Below are 17065 nucleotides of genomic sequence, written 5' to 3' on the forward strand. Positions count from 1 at the left end.
GCTACTTCGGCACCCCCGCAGGCGCGATCGGGGTGGCCCGCTCCGACTGGGGCGATGTCGTGCTGGAGTACACGGACGGGGCCGCCACGCCGGCCGTCGGGTCGGCGTCCGGGTTGTCGGCCGCCAGGGCCGGGCCTCCGCCGACGATGGGGATGTCGGCGGCGTCGAAGGCCTTCTTGATGCGCCAGCGCAGTTCGCGTTCGACGGTGAGGGCCTTGCCGGGCATGGTCTTGGCGGAGACGCGGACGACCATCGAGTCCAGGAGCACGTCGTCGAGGCCGAGGACCTCGATGGGACCCCAGAGCAACTCGTTCCAGGGGTCCTCCTTGCTCATCGCCTCGCCGACCTCCGTCAGGGTGCGGCGGACCTTGTCGAGGTCCTCGTCGTAACGGACGGTGACGTCGACGCCGGCCGTGGCCCACCCCTGGGAGAGGTTGCCGATGCGCTTGACCTCGCCGTTGCGGACGTACCAGATCTCCCCGTTGTCGCCGCGCAGCTTGGTGACGCGCAGGCCGACCTCGATGACCTCGCCGGAGGCGACGCCCGCGTCCACGGTGTCACCGACGCCGTACTGGTCCTCCAGGATCATGAAGACGCCGGAGAGGAAGTCCGTGACCAGGTTCCGGGCGCCGAAGCCGATGGCGACGCCCGCGACACCGGCGGAGGCCAGCAGCGGGGCGAGGTTGATCTCGAAGGTGGCGAGGACCATCAGCGCGGCCGTGCCGAGGATCAGGAAGGACGCCACCGAGCGCAGGACGGAGCCGATGGCCTGGGAGCGCTGGCGGCGGCGCTCCACGTTGACCAGCAGACCGCCGAGGGTGCCGCCCTCGCCGCCCGGCACGGAGCGGTTCATCCGGTCTATGAGCTTGGTGATCGCCCGCCGGACCATCACTCTCAGCACCGCCGCGATCACCACGATCAGCAGGACGCGGAGACCGATCGCCAGCCACGTGGACCAGTTCTCCTCCACCCAGCTGGCGGCGTTGGTCGCGCTCTCCTGGGCGTCCTCCAGCGACGGCACCGCGGGGGTCGTCGACGTCTCCGAGGGGGACGGCGACGGCGCGGCGGCGGCCAGCAGGAGGGACAGGGAAGAAACGGACGACACGGCGGGTACCTCCAGGTGCGCTATCTGCCCTCCGGTACGGCGGTCAAGATCCGTCGGGTCACGGATGGGTCACCGGACGGGCAGGCCCACCACACTAACGGGGCATTGTGTGGAGGTCGTCGCCATGTTCGAGGGAGACAAGGCGCTCACCAGGGAGTGAAGGGGGCACGCGGCGGGGGATGAATCAAGGTGTGGTCGAAAACACTCCCAGCCCGTTACCGGGACATGGTGGCGCTTCCACCAGGCATGAGGGGAGACTGACTACGGATCGTCCACGGCGCGAGCCACGCGCCGCCGGCGTACAAGGAGGCATCCGTGCCGCACGTCCTGGTCCTCAACGCGTCGTACGAGCCGCTCGGTGTCGTACCGCTCCGCCGCGCGCTCGTCCTCGTCCTGGAGAACAAGGCGGTCTCCCTGGAAGAATCCGGCGCCTATCTGCACAGCGCGACCGTCACAGTCCCCGCACCCAGCGTGGTCCGGCTCAAGCGGTTCGTCCGGGTTCCCTATCGGGGGCCCGTTCCTCTGACCCGTCGGGCGCTGTTCGCCCGTGACGGGGGCCGGTGCATGTACTGCGGTGGCGTCGCAACCAGCGTCGACCACGTCATCCCGCGCAGTCGCGGGGGCAAGCACGTCTGGGACAACGTCGTCGCGTCGTGCCGCCGCTGCAACCACGTCAAGGCCGACCGCCATCTCGTCGAGATCGGCTGGCGGCTCCGCCACGCACCCGCCCCGCCGTCCGGGCTGGCCTGGCGCATCATCGGCACCGGGCATAGGGACCCGCGCTGGCTGCCCTACCTGCAGCCGTTCGGCGCGGACGACGCGATGGCCCGGATCGACGGCATCTCCGCCTGACGGTCCGGGTTTTTGATGGCCGGGTGTCCCTTGACGCGGGGCACCCGGAACGCCCACATCCGGTTGACCTGGGGTTTCGTTAACGTCTTCACAGGGACCCCACTATCCCCTCGCACATGTGATCGCCTAGTGTCACCTCCACAGGCGGCCCTTGTTCTGGAGCGCAACGCCCAGGGGCCCGCTTCGAATGTGGGGACTCATGCGCAAGCTCGCCATAGGCGTCGCCGTGTCCGGCGCCCTGGCTCTCACCGGCCTGGCCGCGCCCAGCGCGCTGGCCGACTCGCCGGACCTGACCTTCGGGGGCGTCACGGTCAACCACGGCAAGCCGATCGTTGTCGGCACCAAGGCCGAGGTGACCGTGCCGGTCACGTACACCCTCACCCGACCGACCTCTTTCAAGGTCGACTACAAGAACAACTTCCTGGGCATCGCCCTCTACCGGGGCACGCTCGCGGAGCCCGGCAACGCCATCGAGGGCTCCCCCAAGAAGCCCGTCTGCACCCCGACCGCGACGACCGACACCACGGTGACCGAGTCCTGCGCGACGAGTCTCGCCATCGACCCCCGGAACGACCTCTTCGAAGGCGCGGACGCCACCACCTGGAAGGCGGCCGCCGTCTACAGCGAGGAGGCCATCGACGAGGACGACTCCGACGACCACATCAGCTTCCACGTCGGAAGCGACATCTGGGGCAACCTCGGCACCGCCAAGATCCAGCGGCTCGCCAAGGCCACCGTCAACGCCACCCCGGAGCCGGTCGTCAAGGGCAGGACCCTGACCGTCAAGGGCACGCTCACCCGCGCCGACTGGGACGCGCGCCGTTACGCGGGCTACAAGGGCCAGAAGGTGACCCTCCAGTTCAAGGCCCGGGGCGCGACCGCCTACACGGACGTGAAGACGGTGACCTCCGGCACGGCCGGCGCGCTGTCCACCACGGTGAAAGCGTCCCAGGACGGCACGTACCGCTACGTGTTCGCGGGCACGTCCACCACGTCGGCCGTGAAGTCCGCGGGGGACTTCGTCGACGTGAGGTGAGGTGAGCCCGCGCCGTCCGCGCGGGCTCGGACACCGCCCCCGGGTGACGGCTCCGTCGCCGCCCGGGGGCGGTTTTTTGTCGGCCGGACATTGACGTCCACCTGGTCTAGTCCTATCGTCCTGGCATCCGACAGGAAACTTTCCTAACAGTTGGCAGGTGGCGGACCATGGCAGGAACACCCCGCGTACTGCGCGCCATGAACGACCGCGCCGCACTCGATCTGCTGCTGGAGCACGGTCCGCTCTCCCGGACCCGGCTCGGCAGGCTGACGGGGCTGTCCAAGCCGACCGCCTCCCAGCTCCTGGCCCGCCTCGAAGCCGCCGGCCTCGTGGTCGCCACCGGCACCGGCGCGGACGAACCCCGCGACGGCGGCCCCGGCACCGGCGGGTCCGGCACGGGCCGCCCCGGCCCCAACGCCCAGCTCTACGCGGTCGACCCGACCGCCGCGTACGCCGCGGGCCTGGACGTCACCCCCGAACGCGTCCTGGCCGCCGTCGCCGACATCACCGGCCGCACGGTCGGCGAGTTCGCCGTCCCCACCCCCGGACGACGCCCCGCCGAACCCGTCGTACGGCAGGTCACCGCCGCCCTCGACGGTGCGGCCAAGGCCGCCGGACTGGTCCGCTCCGACGTGCGCCGGCTGGTCATCGGCACCCCCGGCGCCTTCGACCCGAACACCGGGCGGCTGCGCTACGCCTCGCACCTGCCCGGCTGGCACTCCCCCGCCCTCCTCGGTGAACTCGCCGCCGCGCTGCCGATGCCGGTGGAGTACGAGAACGACGTGAACCTCGCCGCGCTGGCCGAACAACGGCTGGGCGCGGCCAGGGGCCACGAGGACTTCGTCCTGCTGTGGAACGAGGGCGGCCTCGGCGCGGCGGTGATCCTGGGCGGGCGGCTGCACCGGGGCTTCACCGGGGGCGCCGGCGAGGTCGGCTTCCTGCCCGTGCCCGGCGTGCCGCTGGTCCGCCAGGTCACCAAGGCGAACAGCGGGGGCTTCCAGGAGCTCGCCGGTTCGCAGATCATTCCCCGGCTCGCCCGTGAGCTGGGCATCTCCCCCATCCCGAAAGGGCCCTACACCGAGGTCGCGGCGGAGCTGGTGGCCCGCGCCGCCGCCGACCCCGGCTCCGGGCCCCACCGACGGCTTCTGGCCACCTACGCCACCGGGCTCGCCACGGGTATCGCCGCACTCGTTGCCGTACTCGATCCCGAACTGGTCGTTCTCAGCGGTACGGCACTGACCGCCGGCGGTGAGCCGCTACGGGCGCTCGTCGAGGCCGAGCTGGCGGAGCTGGCCGCGTCCCGGCCGCGGCTCGTGCTCGGTGACGTACGTGAACACCCCGTGCTGCGGGGGGCGTTGGAGAGTGCGCTCACGGCGACCCGTGACGAAGTCTTCGACACGTTGACGCTCCGCTGAGTTCGGCCGGCTCTCAGGTCACACGAAAGCCGCCGACCCGTCGCGGCCCGTCGCGCCCACGCGGCGGAGCCGCACATCGATACAACCTCGCGCCCTGGGTTTCCCCGGCGCGCCGCATTCCGCATGCATCACCACCTTCCTCCCTCATCACCACCTCCCTCCCTCAGGAGACTCCGCCATGCCCGGAATATCCAAGAACGCGGCGATCGCTCTCGCCGCCACCGCCTCCCTCGCCCTCCTCGCGACCGCCTGCACGGGGCAGGCCGGCACCACCTCCTCCGACGACCCGAACGCGAAGACGACCATCACCTTCTGGCACGGGTGGAGCGCGCCCGGCGAGGTGAAGGCGATCCAGGCGAACGTCGACCGGTTCGAGAAGAAGCACCCCAACATCACGGTGAAGGTCGTCGGGAACATCAACGACGACAAGCTCAACCAGGCGCTGCGGGCGGGCGGTTCGAGCGGACCCGACGCGGTCTCGTCGTTCACCACGTCCAACATCGGCACGTTCTGTTCGTCGGGCGCGTTCGCCGACCTCAAGCCCTTCATCGAGAAGTCGAAGCTCGACCTCGACAAGATCATTCCGAAGCCGATGCTGGACTACACACAGTTCGAGGGCACCCGGTGCGCGCTGCCGCTGCTGGGTGACGCGTACGGGCTGTACTACAACAAGGACGCGTTCGAGGCGGCGGGCATCACGTCCCCGCCGAAGACGTGGTCCCAGTTCGCCGTGGACGCGAAGAAGCTGACCAAGCCCAGGGGTGACGGCTACGCGCAGCTCGGTTTCATGCCGAACTACCACGGCTACGAGACGGTCGTGGACCACTACATGGCCCAGTGGGACCACGCCTATTTCGACGCAGAAGGAAAGTCGAACATCGCCGAGGACCCGGCGTTCGCGGAGATGTTCACCTACCAGAAGAAGCTGGTGGACTCGCTCGGCGGCTTCGCGAAGCTGGAGAAGTACCGGAACACCTTCGGTGACGAGTGGGGCGCCAAGCACCCCTTCCAGACCGGCCAGGTGGCCATGCAGCTGGACGGCGAGTGGCGGCTCGGGATGGCGAAGGAGGCGGGGACCGACTTCGAGATCGGCACCGCGCCGATGCCCGTGGCCGACGACGAGGTGGACGAGTACGGCAAGGGCTTCCTCTCCGGCACGGTCATCGGCATCGCCCCGCAGAGCCGCAAGCAGAACGCGGCCTGGGAACTGGTGAAGTACCTGACCACCGACACCGAGGCCGTCGTCTCCTTCGCCAACGCCATCCACAACGTGCCGTCCACGTTCGCCGCCCTGAAGTCGCCCGACCTGAAGGTGGACGAGGGCTTCAAGACGTTCCTGGACATCGCGCAGAACCCGCACTCGAACACTCCGCCGGCCTCCGTCAACGGCTCGACGTACCAGACGACGCTCCAGGACTTCGGCTACCAGTACGAGTCCGGCAAGGTGAAGGACCTGCACAAGGGGCTGGAGAAGACCGCCGCGCAGATCGACACCGACATCGCGCAGGCGAAGTAGCGGTACGGGAACGGGATCCCGCCGATGTCCACGCACTCCCCGCGTGCGGCTCTCGCGTCCACGCACACCCTCCGCTCGAAGCGCCGCCGGTCGGCACTGCGGACGACGGCCTTCCTGGCACCCTGGCTGATCGGGTTCGGCGTCTTCTTCGCCTATCCGCTGGTGTCGACCGTGTACTTCTCACTGATGAAGTACGACGGCTTCGGTACGCCGGTCTTCCGCGGCCTCGGCAACTGGTCCTACGTCTTCGAGGACTACCCGCTGTTCTGGCCGGCCCTGCGCAACACGCTTTGGCTGGTCCTGGTGATGGTGACCTGCCGGGTGCTGTTCGGGCTCGGCGTCGGTCTGCTGATCACGAAGATCAGGACCGGCGCGGGCGTCTTCCGGACCCTCTTCTACCTGCCGTACCTCGCGCCGCCGGTCGCCGCGACGCTGGCCTTCGTCTTCCTCCTCAACCCCGGGACCGGGCCGGTCAACTCGGTCCTCGACGGGCTGGGCCTGCCGGCGCCCGGCTGGTTCACCGACCCCGCCTGGTCCAAGCCGGCGCTCACCGCTCTCGCGCTGTGGGGCGTGGGCGACCTGATGGTCATCTTCATGGCCGCGCTGCTCGACGTGCCGAAGGAGCAGTACGAGGCCGCCGAGCTGGACGGGGCGTCGGCCTGGCAGCGGTTCCGGTTCGTGACGCTGCCGACCATCTCGCCGATCGTGATGTTCGCCGTGGTCACGGGCGTGATCCAGACCATGCAGTACTACACGCAGCCCCTGGTGGCCGGAAAGGTCGCCTCCGGCGTCATCGGCGGCTCCGGGCAGCAGTTCGAGCCCGGCTACCCGGACAAGTCGACGCTGACGCTGCCGCAGCTCGTCTACAACCTGGGCTTCCAGCGCTTCGACTACGGCTCCGCCTGTGTGGTCGCCCTCGTGCTGTTCGCCCTGTCGATGGTGTTCACGGCGCTGCTGATGCGGCGCCGTGGCGGACTGATCGGAGCGGGTGACCGATGACCCGGGTACTCGAAGCACGCGACACGTCCGCGCCGTCCTCGGCCTCCGCCGCGGCGAGCGAGCGGACCGCCCGCCGCCGGGCGCTGCTGGAGTGGATCGCCGTCCACTCGCTGGGCGTGGCCGCCGCGCTCTTCTTCACCCTGCCCTTCGTCTTCGTCGTGCTGACCTCCCTGATGGGCGGCCAGCAGACGCTCACCCGCGACCTCGTCCCGGACACCTGGGAGTGGGGCAACTACCGCCAGGTCCTGGACACCCCCGGCTTCCTGACCTGGTGGAAGAACACGCTGCTCTACGCCGGCTTCGGCACGCTCCTCACCGTCGTGTCGTCGGTCCCCGTGGCCTACGCGCTCGCCAAGTTCCGCTTCCGGGGCCGGAATCTGGCGCTGATGCTGGTCATCTCGATGATGATGCTGCCGCCGCAGGTCGTGGTGATCCCGATGTACCTGTTCTGGGCCAAGCAGATGGACCTGTCCGGCTCGCTGTGGCCGCTGATCATCCCGATGGCGTTCGGGGACGCGTTCTCCATCTTCCTGCTGCGCCAGTTCCTGACGACCATCCCCGACGAGTACCTGGACGCGGCCCGGGTCGACGGCTGCGGCGAACTGCGCACCCTGCTGCGGGTCGTCCTGCCGATGGCGAAGCCGGGCATCGCGGCCGTCGCGCTCTTCCAGTTCTTCTACGCCTGGAACGACTACTTCGGCCCGCAGATCTACGCCTCGGAGAACCCGGCCGCCTGGACGCTCAGTTACGGCCTGGAGTCCTTCAAGGGCGCGCACCACACCGACTGGAACCTGACCATGGCCGCGACCGTGCTGGTCATGGCCCCCGTGATCCTCGTGTTCTTCTTCGCGCAGAAGGCGTTCGTCGAAGGCGTCACCCTGACCGGAGTAAAGGGTTGATACAGCTATGAAGCTCACCGTGGTCGGCGGAGGCTCGACCTACACACCCGAACTCGTCGACGGGTTCGCCCGTCTCAGGGACACACTGCCGATCGAGGAGCTGGTGCTCGTCGACCCGGCCGCCGACCGGCTGGAGCTGGTCGGCGGACTGGCCCGGCGGATCTTCGCCCGCCAGGGGCACCCCGGACGGATCGTCACCACCGGTGACCTGGACGCCGGCGTCGAGGGCGCCGACGCCGTCCTCCTCCAGTTCCGCGTCGGCGGCCAGGCCGCCCGCGAGCGGGACGAGACCTGGCCGCTGGAGTGCGGCTGCGTCGGCCAGGAGACGACCGGCGCGGGCGGCCTGGCGAAGGCGCTGCGGACGGTCCCGGTGGTCCTGGACATCGCCGAACGGGTCCGCCGGACCAGCCCCGACGCCTGGATCATCGACTTCACCAACCCGGTGGGGATCGTGACCCGCGCCCTGCTGCGGGCCGGCCACAGGGCGGTCGGTCTGTGCAACGTGGCGATCGGCCTGCAACGGAAGTTCGCCGTGCGGCTCGGGGTGCCCCCGTCCGAGGTCCACCTGGACCATGTGGGCCTCAACCACCTCACCTGGGAGACCGGCGTCCGTCTCGGCGGCCCCTCCGGCGAGGACGTCCTCCCGAAGCTGCTGGCCGACCACGGCGACGCCATCGCCGCCGACCTGCGTCTGCCCCGCTCGGTCCTGGACCGCCTCGGCGTGGTCCCGTCGTACTACCTGCGCTACTACTACGCCCACGACGAGGTCGTACGGGAGCTGGGCACCAAGCCCTCCAGGGCGGCCGAAGTGGCCGCGATGGAGCGGCGGTTGCTGGAGATGTACGCCGACCCGGCGCTCGACGAGAAGCCCGCGCTGCTCGCCGAGCGGGGCGGGGCCTTCTACTCGGAGGCGGCCGTGGACCTCGCCGCGTCGCTGCTGGGCGACGGGGGCAGCCCGCACCAAGTGGTCAACACCCTCAACGGGGGCACGCTCCCCTTCCTCCCCGCCGACGCGGTGATCGAGGTGCAGGCCGCCGTCGACCGCCGGGGGGCGGCACCGCTGCCGGTGCCGCCGGTGGACCCGCTGTACGCGGGCCTGATGGCGAACGTCACCGCGTACGAGGACCTGGCCCTGGAGGCGGCCCTGCGCGGCGGCCGGGACCGGGTGTTCCGCGCGCTGCTCTCGCATCCCCTGATCGGCCAGTACGCGTACGCCGAGGACCTCACGGACCGGCTGCTCGCCCACAACCGGGAGCACCTCGCGTGGGCATGAGCGACGGCACACGCACCGACGCCGAGCCGCGCGAGGCCGGCGGGTCTGGCGGGTCTGGCGGGTCTGGCGGGTCTGGCGGGTCTGGCGGAGCGGACGAGACCGGTGGGCCCGCCGTGCCGGAGGAGACCGGCGGACCGGACGAGACCGCCGGGCCGGGCAGTGTGCTCGCCGTCGACGCGGGCAACAGCAAGACCGACGTCGCCGTGATCGCGCCGGACGGGAAGGTGCTGGGCACGGCACGCGGCGGCGGTTTCCGGCCGCCGGCCGTGGGCGTGGGCGTCGCGGTCGACGGCCTCGCGGAGGTCGTACGGCGGGCCTTCGCCGAGGCCGGGGTCGGCTCGGTCGGCCATGTCTCGGCGTGTCTGGCCAACGCGGACTTCCCCGTCGAGGAGGAAGCGCTCGCGGCGGCGCTGCGCACCCGCGCGTGGGGCGAGACCGTCGAGGTCCGCAACGACACCTTCGCCATCCTGCGGGCCGGCGTGGCCGAGCCGCGGGGCGTGGCCGTGGTGTGCGGCGCCGGCGTGAACTGCGTCGGCATGCGCCCCGACGGCCGCACCGCCCGCTTCCCGGCGCTCGGCCGCATCTCCGGCGACTGGGGCGGCGGCTGGGGCCTGGCCGAGGAGGCGATGTGGCACGCGGCCCGCGCGGAGGACGGCCGGGGCGGTCCCACGGCCCTCGCCGTCGCGCTGCCCGCACACTTCGGCCTGGACTCCGTGTACGCCCTGGTCGAGGCCCTGCACCTGGAGCGCATCCCGGCCGTCCGCCGCCACGAACTCACCCCGGTCCTGTTCGCCACGGCGACCGCCGGCGACCCGGTGGCCCGCTCGCTGGTGGACCGCATGGCCGAGGAGGTGGTGGCCATGGCCACGGTGGCCCTGACCCGCCTGGACCTCCTCGGGGAGGAGACACCCGTCCTCCTGGGCGGTGGTGTCCTGGCCGCCCGGCACCCCCTGCTCGACGGCCGGATCCGCGAGGCGCTGGCGGCGGCCGCGCCGAAGGCCGTCCCCCGGTGGGTCACGGCCGCCCCGGTGCTGGGCGCGGTACTGCTCGGGCTGGACCGCGTGGGCGCGCCGAGGACCGTGCACGCGCGTGTGAGGGCGCACTACGAAGGAGGGTGACCCGGCGTCCCCCGCCGCCCCGGCCACTCCCCTCGAACGCGTTCGAACCGCAGGGAACCGAACCCGCCCGAACCGCGTATTCATGGGCGGGGGGTGGTGCGGGAAGCCCTGTGCTGCGCCGGAATCCGGCAGGCACGGCACGTACGGACACGATCGGGGAACAAGATCGAGTCAAGGTCTGTGCGTGGTCGCCCCCCGGCGGCGATACTTGCGGCCGTGCACCCGCGTCCGCGCGAGCGGACGGCGGTGCCGGACGGATGACCAGGGGGAGGTCGGGTGACATTCACGCCGGAGGGCAGCACGGCACCGACAGCACCGCCCGCGGGGCCGGGCCCGGTCGTGCCGTCCCAGGTCTCGCACGCACCGAGGCCCCCCGTCCCGTCCCCGGACCCCGACGACGGCCCGCCCCGCCGGACGGCGTTCGCGGAGGGTGTCGACCAGCTGCGCGCCGCCGCGACGACCGAGCCGGGCAGGCTGCGCATCATCGGCGCCCTCCTCGCCCTCCTGGTCGTCGCGTTCGGCTCCGTCACCGCCTGGCAGATGAACGACCGCTCGGCCGCCGCCGACGACGTGCTCCACGGCAGCCAGCGCCTCAGCTCGGCCGCGGCCGAGATCTACACGTCCCTGGCCGCCGCCAACACCGCGGCCTCCAGCGGATTCCTCGCGGGCGGGCAGGAGACGGACCAGTCGCGCAAGGACTACGAGCGGGAGATGCGGGAGGCCGCCGAGCAACTGGCCCTCGCCGCGACCGCCTCGGAGCCCGGCTCCGACTCCGAGGAACGCATCGCCAAGCTGAACACCCTGCTCCCCGAGTACAAGGGCCTGGTGGAGCGGGCCCGCGCCAACAACCGCCTGGGCTACCCGCTGGGCGGCGCCTATCTGCGCTACGCCAACGACAAGATGCAGGGCATGCTCACCGAGGCGCGGAGCATCTACGACAACGAGAACGAGCGGCTCCGTGACGACTACGCGGACGCCACCGCGTATCCGTGGGCAGCGATCGGGCTCGGGGTCCTCGCCCTCGGCGGCCTCGTCTGGGCCCAGCGCCGTCACTACCGGCGGACCAACCGGGTGCTGAACCAGGGGCTCGTCGCCGCGACGGCCGCGTCGACCGTCGTCCTGCTGTGGCTGGCCGGCGGTCACACTCTCGCCCGCTCGGAGCTGAACGACTCCTACGACAACGGGGTGCGGTCCCTGACCGTGCTGAACGACGCCAGGATCGCCTCCCTCACCGCCCGCGGCAACGAGAACCTGACCCTGATCAGCCGGGGCGCGGAGACCGTCAAGATCACCGAGGACAAGAGCGTCGACAAGTTCGACCACGCGTTCAAGACCAGTATGGCGACACTCGAGAAGCGGCTGGCCGCCGCCGAGCGGGTCGCCGACAACGCCGGCGGCGAGAGGCCCTTGAAGGCCGCAGGCGCCGCCATGGAGGAGTGGCAGGATCGCCACAAGAGCGCCCGCGCGTCCGACGACGAGGGCGACTACCAGTGCGCTCTCGCCCAGGTGATCGGCGGCAAGGCCACCGACAGCTGCAAGAACGGCGACAAGCCGACGGGCGAGTGCTTCGGCCAGGTCGACGAGAACCTGCGCACCGCGAGCGCCTACGAGGCGAAGGAGTTCAGGCGGGCGGCCGAGGACGGCCGCGCGGCGATGCTCGGGCTCCCCGTGGGCGCGGCGGTCCTGGCCGTGCTCGGTGCGGCGGGCGCGGTGCTCGGCATCGGGCGCAGGCTTTCGGAGTACCGGTGACGGCGGGAGGAGGCGCGGTGCAAGGGGTCGCGATGAATGCGGTACGACGCCTGCGGGCCGGTCTCAGGGGCTGGGGCGGTGTGGGCGCCATGGCGGTCCTCTGCGCGCTCGCCGTGGTCTTCGCCCTGGTGCTGCCGGTGAGCGGCACACGCGGCGACGGAGTCACTGCCGTCGGGGGCCAGCAGGTCGCCCGCGGGACGCAGGCACGGGTGGACAAGGACTGCGTGAAGAAGAACGACCCGCAGGACCGCAGTCTCAGGCCCTCCTCGGACGAATCCGGTGAGACGATCCGGCGGATCGAGGAGAAGGGCTACATCACGGTCGGCGTCGACCAGAACAGCTACCGCTGGGGCTACCGCGATCCGAACAACACGGACGACGGCGCCCAGTTGGAGGGCTTCGACATCGACATCGTGCGCCGCATCGCCAAGGAGATACTCGGCGACCCGAACAAGGTGCACTTCAAGGCGATCCCCACCAGCCGGCGCATCCCCGCGCTCCAGGGCAGGGAGGTCGACATGGTGGTCCGCACGATGACGATCAGCTGCGAGCGCATGGACGAAGTCGCCTTCTCGCAGCCGTACTTCAGGACCGGGCAGCAGGTCCTGGCCCCCAAGTCCTCGCCGATCGAGGGCTACGGCAAGAGCCTGGCGGACAAGAAGATCTGCACGGCGGCCACGTCCACGGCTCTGACCGCCCTCACCGCCGGCAAGAAATCGGGCGAGGTGCCCGCCTCCACCGACATATCCCTCCAGGTCCCCAACCAACTCGACTGCCTGGTACGGCTCCAGCTCGGCCAGGTCGACGCCGTGGTCACCGACGGCGCGCTCGCCGCGAGCCAGGCGGCGCAGGACCCGACGGTCGATCTCAAGGGTGAGCCGTTCACCACCGAGTACTACGGCGTGGCGATGAACCTGGAGGCGGACGATCTGGTACGCCGGGTCAACCAGGTGCTGGTGGACTATCTCAAGGACGGCTGGCAGGACTCGTACACCACCTGGCTGTCCGCCACGATGGTCGGGGGCGCGGAGAAGTCCCGGCCGCCCTCCCCCCAGCGGTACCGGGACTGACGCGGCAGGACCGACGTACGAGGACGTATTCAGAGGACCGCATCCAACTGACGGACACCGACAGCAGCGAGAGGTGATCGATGGGCGTCGCGGGATCCACCGGGCCGGTGATGGACCGGGACGAGGTGGACCGTGCGCTCGCGCGGCTCGGCGCGGAGCACGAGGCCATCGAGACCTCGCTGCTCGCCCTGCAGGACCACGCGGGCCGCAGGCTGCTCGAAGGCGCCGCGCTGACCGGCGTCACCCAGGAGCGCTGGACGGCCGCGGACGCGTCGATCACGCTGCTGTGGGCGTACTTCGACGCGTACTCCGACGCGCTGCGCTCCGCCCGGGAGATCCGCTCGCGCCGCCGCTGGTCGAGCCGCGAGGACCTGGTGGAGCTGACCGAACTGCTGCGCGGCGAGGCCGTGACGGTCGCGGGCAGCGCCACCGCGATGGCGAACGCCCCGACGCTGCAGGGCACGAGCCGGCTCAGCGAGCAGTTCTCGCTGGTCACCCTCGTGGACCGGATGAACGACCTGTACGCGGCCTCGCTGGACATGGTCGTGGCCGCCGACGCGGTGTGGTCGGCGCTGCCCGCCCGCATCGATCTACTGGCCGCCGAGCTCCAGCGCACCCGCCAGCTCGCGCACTCCGTCGGCGTACGCCCCGGTGAGCACCCGGCCGGCGACGACCTGGAGCGGATCACCCGCACCCTGACCCGGCTCCGGGAGCAGGTCGTCTCCGACCCGCTGGCCTTCTGGGTTCCCTCGCCGGGCAGTTCGGCGCCCGGCGGCGGCCGCCCGGACACCACGACGTACGACCGCGAGGCGCGGGCCCTGGACGAGGTCCGGCGGGAGATCGACGCCGTGCTGACGGTCCGGCAGGACGCGGAGTCGCGGCTGGTGAAGCTGCGGGACGTGCTGAGCCGCGCCGACCGGACCCTCGCCGAGGCGCGCAGCGCGCGCGGTGAGGTGCTGGCGAAGATCGCCGCGACCGAGGTGCCCGTGGTGAGCGGTCCGCCGACCGTGCTGCAGGAGCAGTTGGCGATGGCGGCCGAGTACCGCAGACACGCGCAGTGGCACCGGCTGTCCCCGCTCCTGGAGTCCCTGGAGCAGAAGGCGGACGACGAACTGCTGCGGGCCCGGGAGTCGTTGACCGCGGTCACCGCGCCGCTGGCGGTCCGCGCGGAGCTGCGCGGCCGGCTCGACGCGTACCGGGCGAAGGTCGCCCGGCACGGCTTCGCGGAGGACTCGCTGCTGATCGAGCGGTACGACGCGGCGCGGCGCATGCTGTGGAGCGCCCCCTGCGACCTGCGGGTGGCCGAGACGGCGGTGCTGCGCTACCAGCACGCGGCCGCCGAGGTGCTGGGCCAGTCGGTACCGGCCCAGCGGGAGCCCCAGGACCGGAGGGAGGAGGAATCGTGAGTCGGACCGAGGAAGGCCGGACGGGCGAAGACCCGACAGGCGAAGACCCGGCGGGCGAGGCCCCGGCGGGCGAAGAGGCTCCGCAGCAGTCGTGTCAGCGGCCCGGTTGCCCGGGATCGTACGAGGACATGGGCGGCGGCGAGCTGTACTGCGACACGTGCGGGCTGGCACCGGTCGTCGCCACGAACGGCATGGTCAACTCCCCGCCCACCGGCATCACCGGGGGCGGCCGGGGTTCACGCGGCTCCGGATCGGCCAGTTCGCGCTCCGCGCGCACCTCCGCCCGCTCCTCGCAGTCCCGGCGTTCGGTGTCCGGGCGGCTCTCGCGCGCCCTGTCGGGCAGGACCACGGGCCGCTCGGTGTCGGTGCGCAGCTCCGGCAAGACCGCCGGCTCCTCGGGGCGGGCCCGGCTCGGCGTCGGTCTCGTCCAGGTCCCGGACGTACCGCGCCCGGATCCGCGCTCGATGGTCCTGAAGGCCGCCGAGGTGCCCGAGCGGAAGCGGTTCTGCTCGCGCTCCGACTGCGGGGCGCCGGTCGGCCGGGCGCGCGGCGAGCGGCCGGGCCGCACGGAGGGCTTCTGCACCAAGTGCGGCCACCCGTACTCGTTCGTGCCGAAGCTGCACTCGGGCGACATCGTGCGCGGCCAGTACGAGGTCGTGGGCTGTCTCGCGCACGGCGGTCTGGGCTGGATCTACCTGGCCATCGACCGGGCGGTGTCGGACCGTTGGGTCGTGCTGAAGGGCCTGCTCGACACCGGCGACCAGGACGCGATGGCCGCCGCGATCTCCGAGCGCCGCTTCCTCGCCGAGATCGAGCACTCCAACATCGTCCGCATCTACAACTTCGTCGAACACCTCGACCAGCGCACCGGTTCGCTGGACGGGTACATCGTCATGGAGTACGTCGGCGGCAAGTCGCTCAAGGAGATCGCCAACGGCCGCCGCACGGCGGACGGGCGCCGGGACCCGCTGCCGGTCGAGCAGGCGTGCGCGTACGGCATCGAGGCACTGGAGGCGCTCGGCCATCTCCACAGCCGCAACCTGCTGTACTGCGACTTCAAGGTCGACAACGCGATCCAGACCGAGGACCAGCTCAAGCTGATCGACATGGGCGCGGTGCGCAGGATGGACGACGACGAGTCGGCCATCTACGGCACGGTCGGCTACCAGGCGCCCGAGGTCGCCGACGTGGGCCCGTCCGTGGCCTCCGACCTGTACACGGTCGCCCGCACGCTCGCGGTCCTCACGTTCGACTTCCAGGGCTACACGAACGTGTTCGTGGACTCCCTGCCCGACCCGGACAACATCGAGGTCTTCCGCCAGTACGAGTCCTTCTACCGGCTGCTGGTCCGGGCCACCGACCCCGACCCGGCCCGCCGGTTCGCCTCCGCGCAGGAGATGTCGGAGCAGCTGACGGGTGTGCTGCGGGAGGTCGTCTCCCTGCAGACGGGCCGGGCGCGCCCCGCCCTGTCGACGATCTTCGGCCCCGAGGTGCGGGTCACGGACACGGAACTGTTCGCGAAGCTGGACGGGGACGTGTCCCGGCTGGGGAGGCGCCCCGACAAGGCCGGCACGAGGAAGGGCGGTCCGCCTTCCGCGCCGGCCGCTCCGCCGCTGACCGCCGGTGCCGCCGCCCCCGTCCGGCTCACCAGGGCGCTCGACACCGCCGCCGCGGCCCTGGCGCTGCCGGTCCCGCGGGTCGACGCCGGGGACCCGAACGCCGGGTTCCTGGCGGGGCTCATGACCTCCGCGCCGACCGAGCTGATCACTGCCCTGCACGCGGCCCCCAGCGGCTCGCTGGAGCTGCGGCTGCGGGAGCTGCGGGCCCGGCTGGAGATGGGCGAGTTCACCATCGCGCTGGCCACCCTGGACGCCCTGGAGCGGGACCACCCCGACGACTGGCGGGTGGTCTGGTACCGGGGTGTGGCCGCGCTGGCCACCGGCGACCACGAGAACGCCGCGCTGTCGTTCGACGCGATCTACGACGCCTTCCCGGGCGAGCCCGCCCCCAAGCTGGCCCTCGGTCTGTGCGCCGAGGTGCTCGGGCAGTTGGACAACGCCGCCGAGTACTACCGCCTGGTGTGGACGACCGACCCCAGCTTCGTCAGCAGCGCGTTCGGGCTCGCCCGGGTCCGGCTGACCGCCGGGGACCGGCAGAACGCCGTCCACACCCTGGAGTCCGTGCCGGAGGCGTCCATCCACTACACCGCCGCCCGGGTCGCCGCCGTACGGGCGCGGCTCAGACACCGCCCCGAGGCGGCCCTCGGGGCCGGGTCCGCGCCCGCTCCGGCCGGGACCGCGCCGGACGCGCCCTTCCTGGACGACCTGACCGCGGCCGCCGGGCAGATCGAGGCGCTCGGCGGGTACGGTCTGGACGCAGTGCGCCGCGAGCAGTTGTCCACAGAGGTCCTTGGCTGTGCCCTGGACTGGGTACTCTCCGGTAGCCAGGGTGCCGCGCCCCCGGCCGGTGCGCGGGTGCTGCTCGGCAGCGCGCTGGACGAGCGCGGCCTCCGCTTCGGACTGGAGCGGTCGTACCGCACTTTGGCCCGGCTCGCCCAAGGCGGCGAGGAGAGGATCGACCTGGTGGAACGTGCCAACCGTTACCGCCCCCGGACGTGGGTGTAGTTG

13 protein-coding genes are annotated in these 17065 nt (G+C 71.5%); 12 read left to right on the top strand and 1 reads right to left on the bottom strand.

Annotation, left to right across the window (positions count from 1 at the left end):
• Position 1 precedes the first annotated feature (1 nt).
• Positions 2-1105: a mechanosensitive ion channel family protein gene (locus ACFU5F_RS21955; RefSeq protein WP_383889765.1), complete on the bottom strand. Its 1104-nt coding sequence runs from the start codon at positions 1103-1105 to the stop codon at positions 2-4.
• A gap of 315 nt (positions 1106-1420) precedes the next feature.
• On the opposite strand from ACFU5F_RS21955, the gene ACFU5F_RS21960 reads away from it, so the two are divergent.
• The 12 genes from ACFU5F_RS21960 to ACFU5F_RS22015 all read left to right on the top strand — a co-directional run bounded on the left by ACFU5F_RS21960 (position 1421) and on the right by ACFU5F_RS22015 (position 17062).
• Complete coding sequence (locus tag ACFU5F_RS21960; protein ID WP_013003534.1) at positions 1421-1957, top strand: HNH endonuclease; 537 nt, start codon at positions 1421-1423, stop codon at positions 1955-1957.
• A gap of 199 nt (positions 1958-2156) precedes the next feature.
• Entirely contained in the window at positions 2157-2993 is an 837-nt protein-coding gene (locus ACFU5F_RS21965; protein ID WP_383889768.1) for a hypothetical protein, read from the top strand.
• Positions 2994-3160: 167 nt separating this feature from the next.
• Entirely contained in the window at positions 3161-4408 is a 1248-nt protein-coding gene (locus ACFU5F_RS21970; protein WP_383889771.1) for an ROK family transcriptional regulator, read from the top strand.
• A gap of 178 nt (positions 4409-4586) precedes the next feature.
• Entirely contained in the window at positions 4587-5924 is a 1338-nt protein-coding gene (locus ACFU5F_RS21975; RefSeq protein WP_383889773.1) for an ABC transporter substrate-binding protein, read from the top strand.
• A 24-nt stretch (positions 5925-5948) separates the two neighbouring features.
• A complete protein-coding gene (locus ACFU5F_RS21980) occupies positions 5949-6923 on the top strand; it encodes a carbohydrate ABC transporter permease (RefSeq protein ID WP_383889776.1) in 975 nt (324 codons plus the stop codon).
• Positions 6920-7822 (top strand): carbohydrate ABC transporter permease, encoded by a 903-nt coding sequence (locus tag ACFU5F_RS21985; protein WP_383889779.1) that lies wholly within the window; start codon positions 6920-6922, stop codon positions 7820-7822. The genes ACFU5F_RS21980 and ACFU5F_RS21985 overlap by 4 nt, the downstream gene beginning before the upstream one ends.
• A gap of 7 nt (positions 7823-7829) precedes the next feature.
• Positions 7830-9095, top strand: coding sequence for a 6-phospho-beta-glucosidase (locus tag ACFU5F_RS21990; RefSeq protein ID WP_383889781.1), 1266 nt, complete (start codon positions 7830-7832; stop codon positions 9093-9095).
• Between the two features lie 161 nt (positions 9096-9256).
• A complete protein-coding gene (locus ACFU5F_RS21995) occupies positions 9257-10213 on the top strand; it encodes an N-acetylglucosamine kinase (RefSeq protein ID WP_383889825.1) in 957 nt (318 codons plus the stop codon).
• A 276-nt stretch (positions 10214-10489) separates the two neighbouring features.
• Positions 10490-11962 (top strand): hypothetical protein, encoded by a 1473-nt coding sequence (locus ACFU5F_RS22000; protein ID WP_383889782.1) that lies wholly within the window; start codon positions 10490-10492, stop codon positions 11960-11962.
• 17 nt (positions 11963-11979) lie between these two features.
• The gene (locus tag ACFU5F_RS22005; RefSeq protein WP_383889785.1) at positions 11980-13032 is read left to right on the top strand and encodes a glutamate ABC transporter substrate-binding protein; all 1053 of its coding nucleotides are present in this window, start codon (positions 11980-11982) and stop codon (positions 13030-13032) included.
• An 80-nt stretch (positions 13033-13112) separates the two neighbouring features.
• Positions 13113-14438 (top strand): hypothetical protein, encoded by a 1326-nt coding sequence (locus tag ACFU5F_RS22010; protein ID WP_383889788.1) that lies wholly within the window; start codon positions 13113-13115, stop codon positions 14436-14438.
• 128 nt (positions 14439-14566) lie between these two features.
• Positions 14567-17062, top strand: coding sequence for a tetratricopeptide repeat protein (locus ACFU5F_RS22015; protein ID WP_383889791.1), 2496 nt, complete (start codon positions 14567-14569; stop codon positions 17060-17062).
• Positions 17063-17065 lie beyond the last annotated feature (3 nt).

The sequence above is a fragment of the Streptomyces sp. NPDC057438 genome, assembly GCF_042802995.1.
GTDB lineage: Bacteria > Actinomycetota > Actinomycetes > Streptomycetales > Streptomycetaceae > Streptomyces.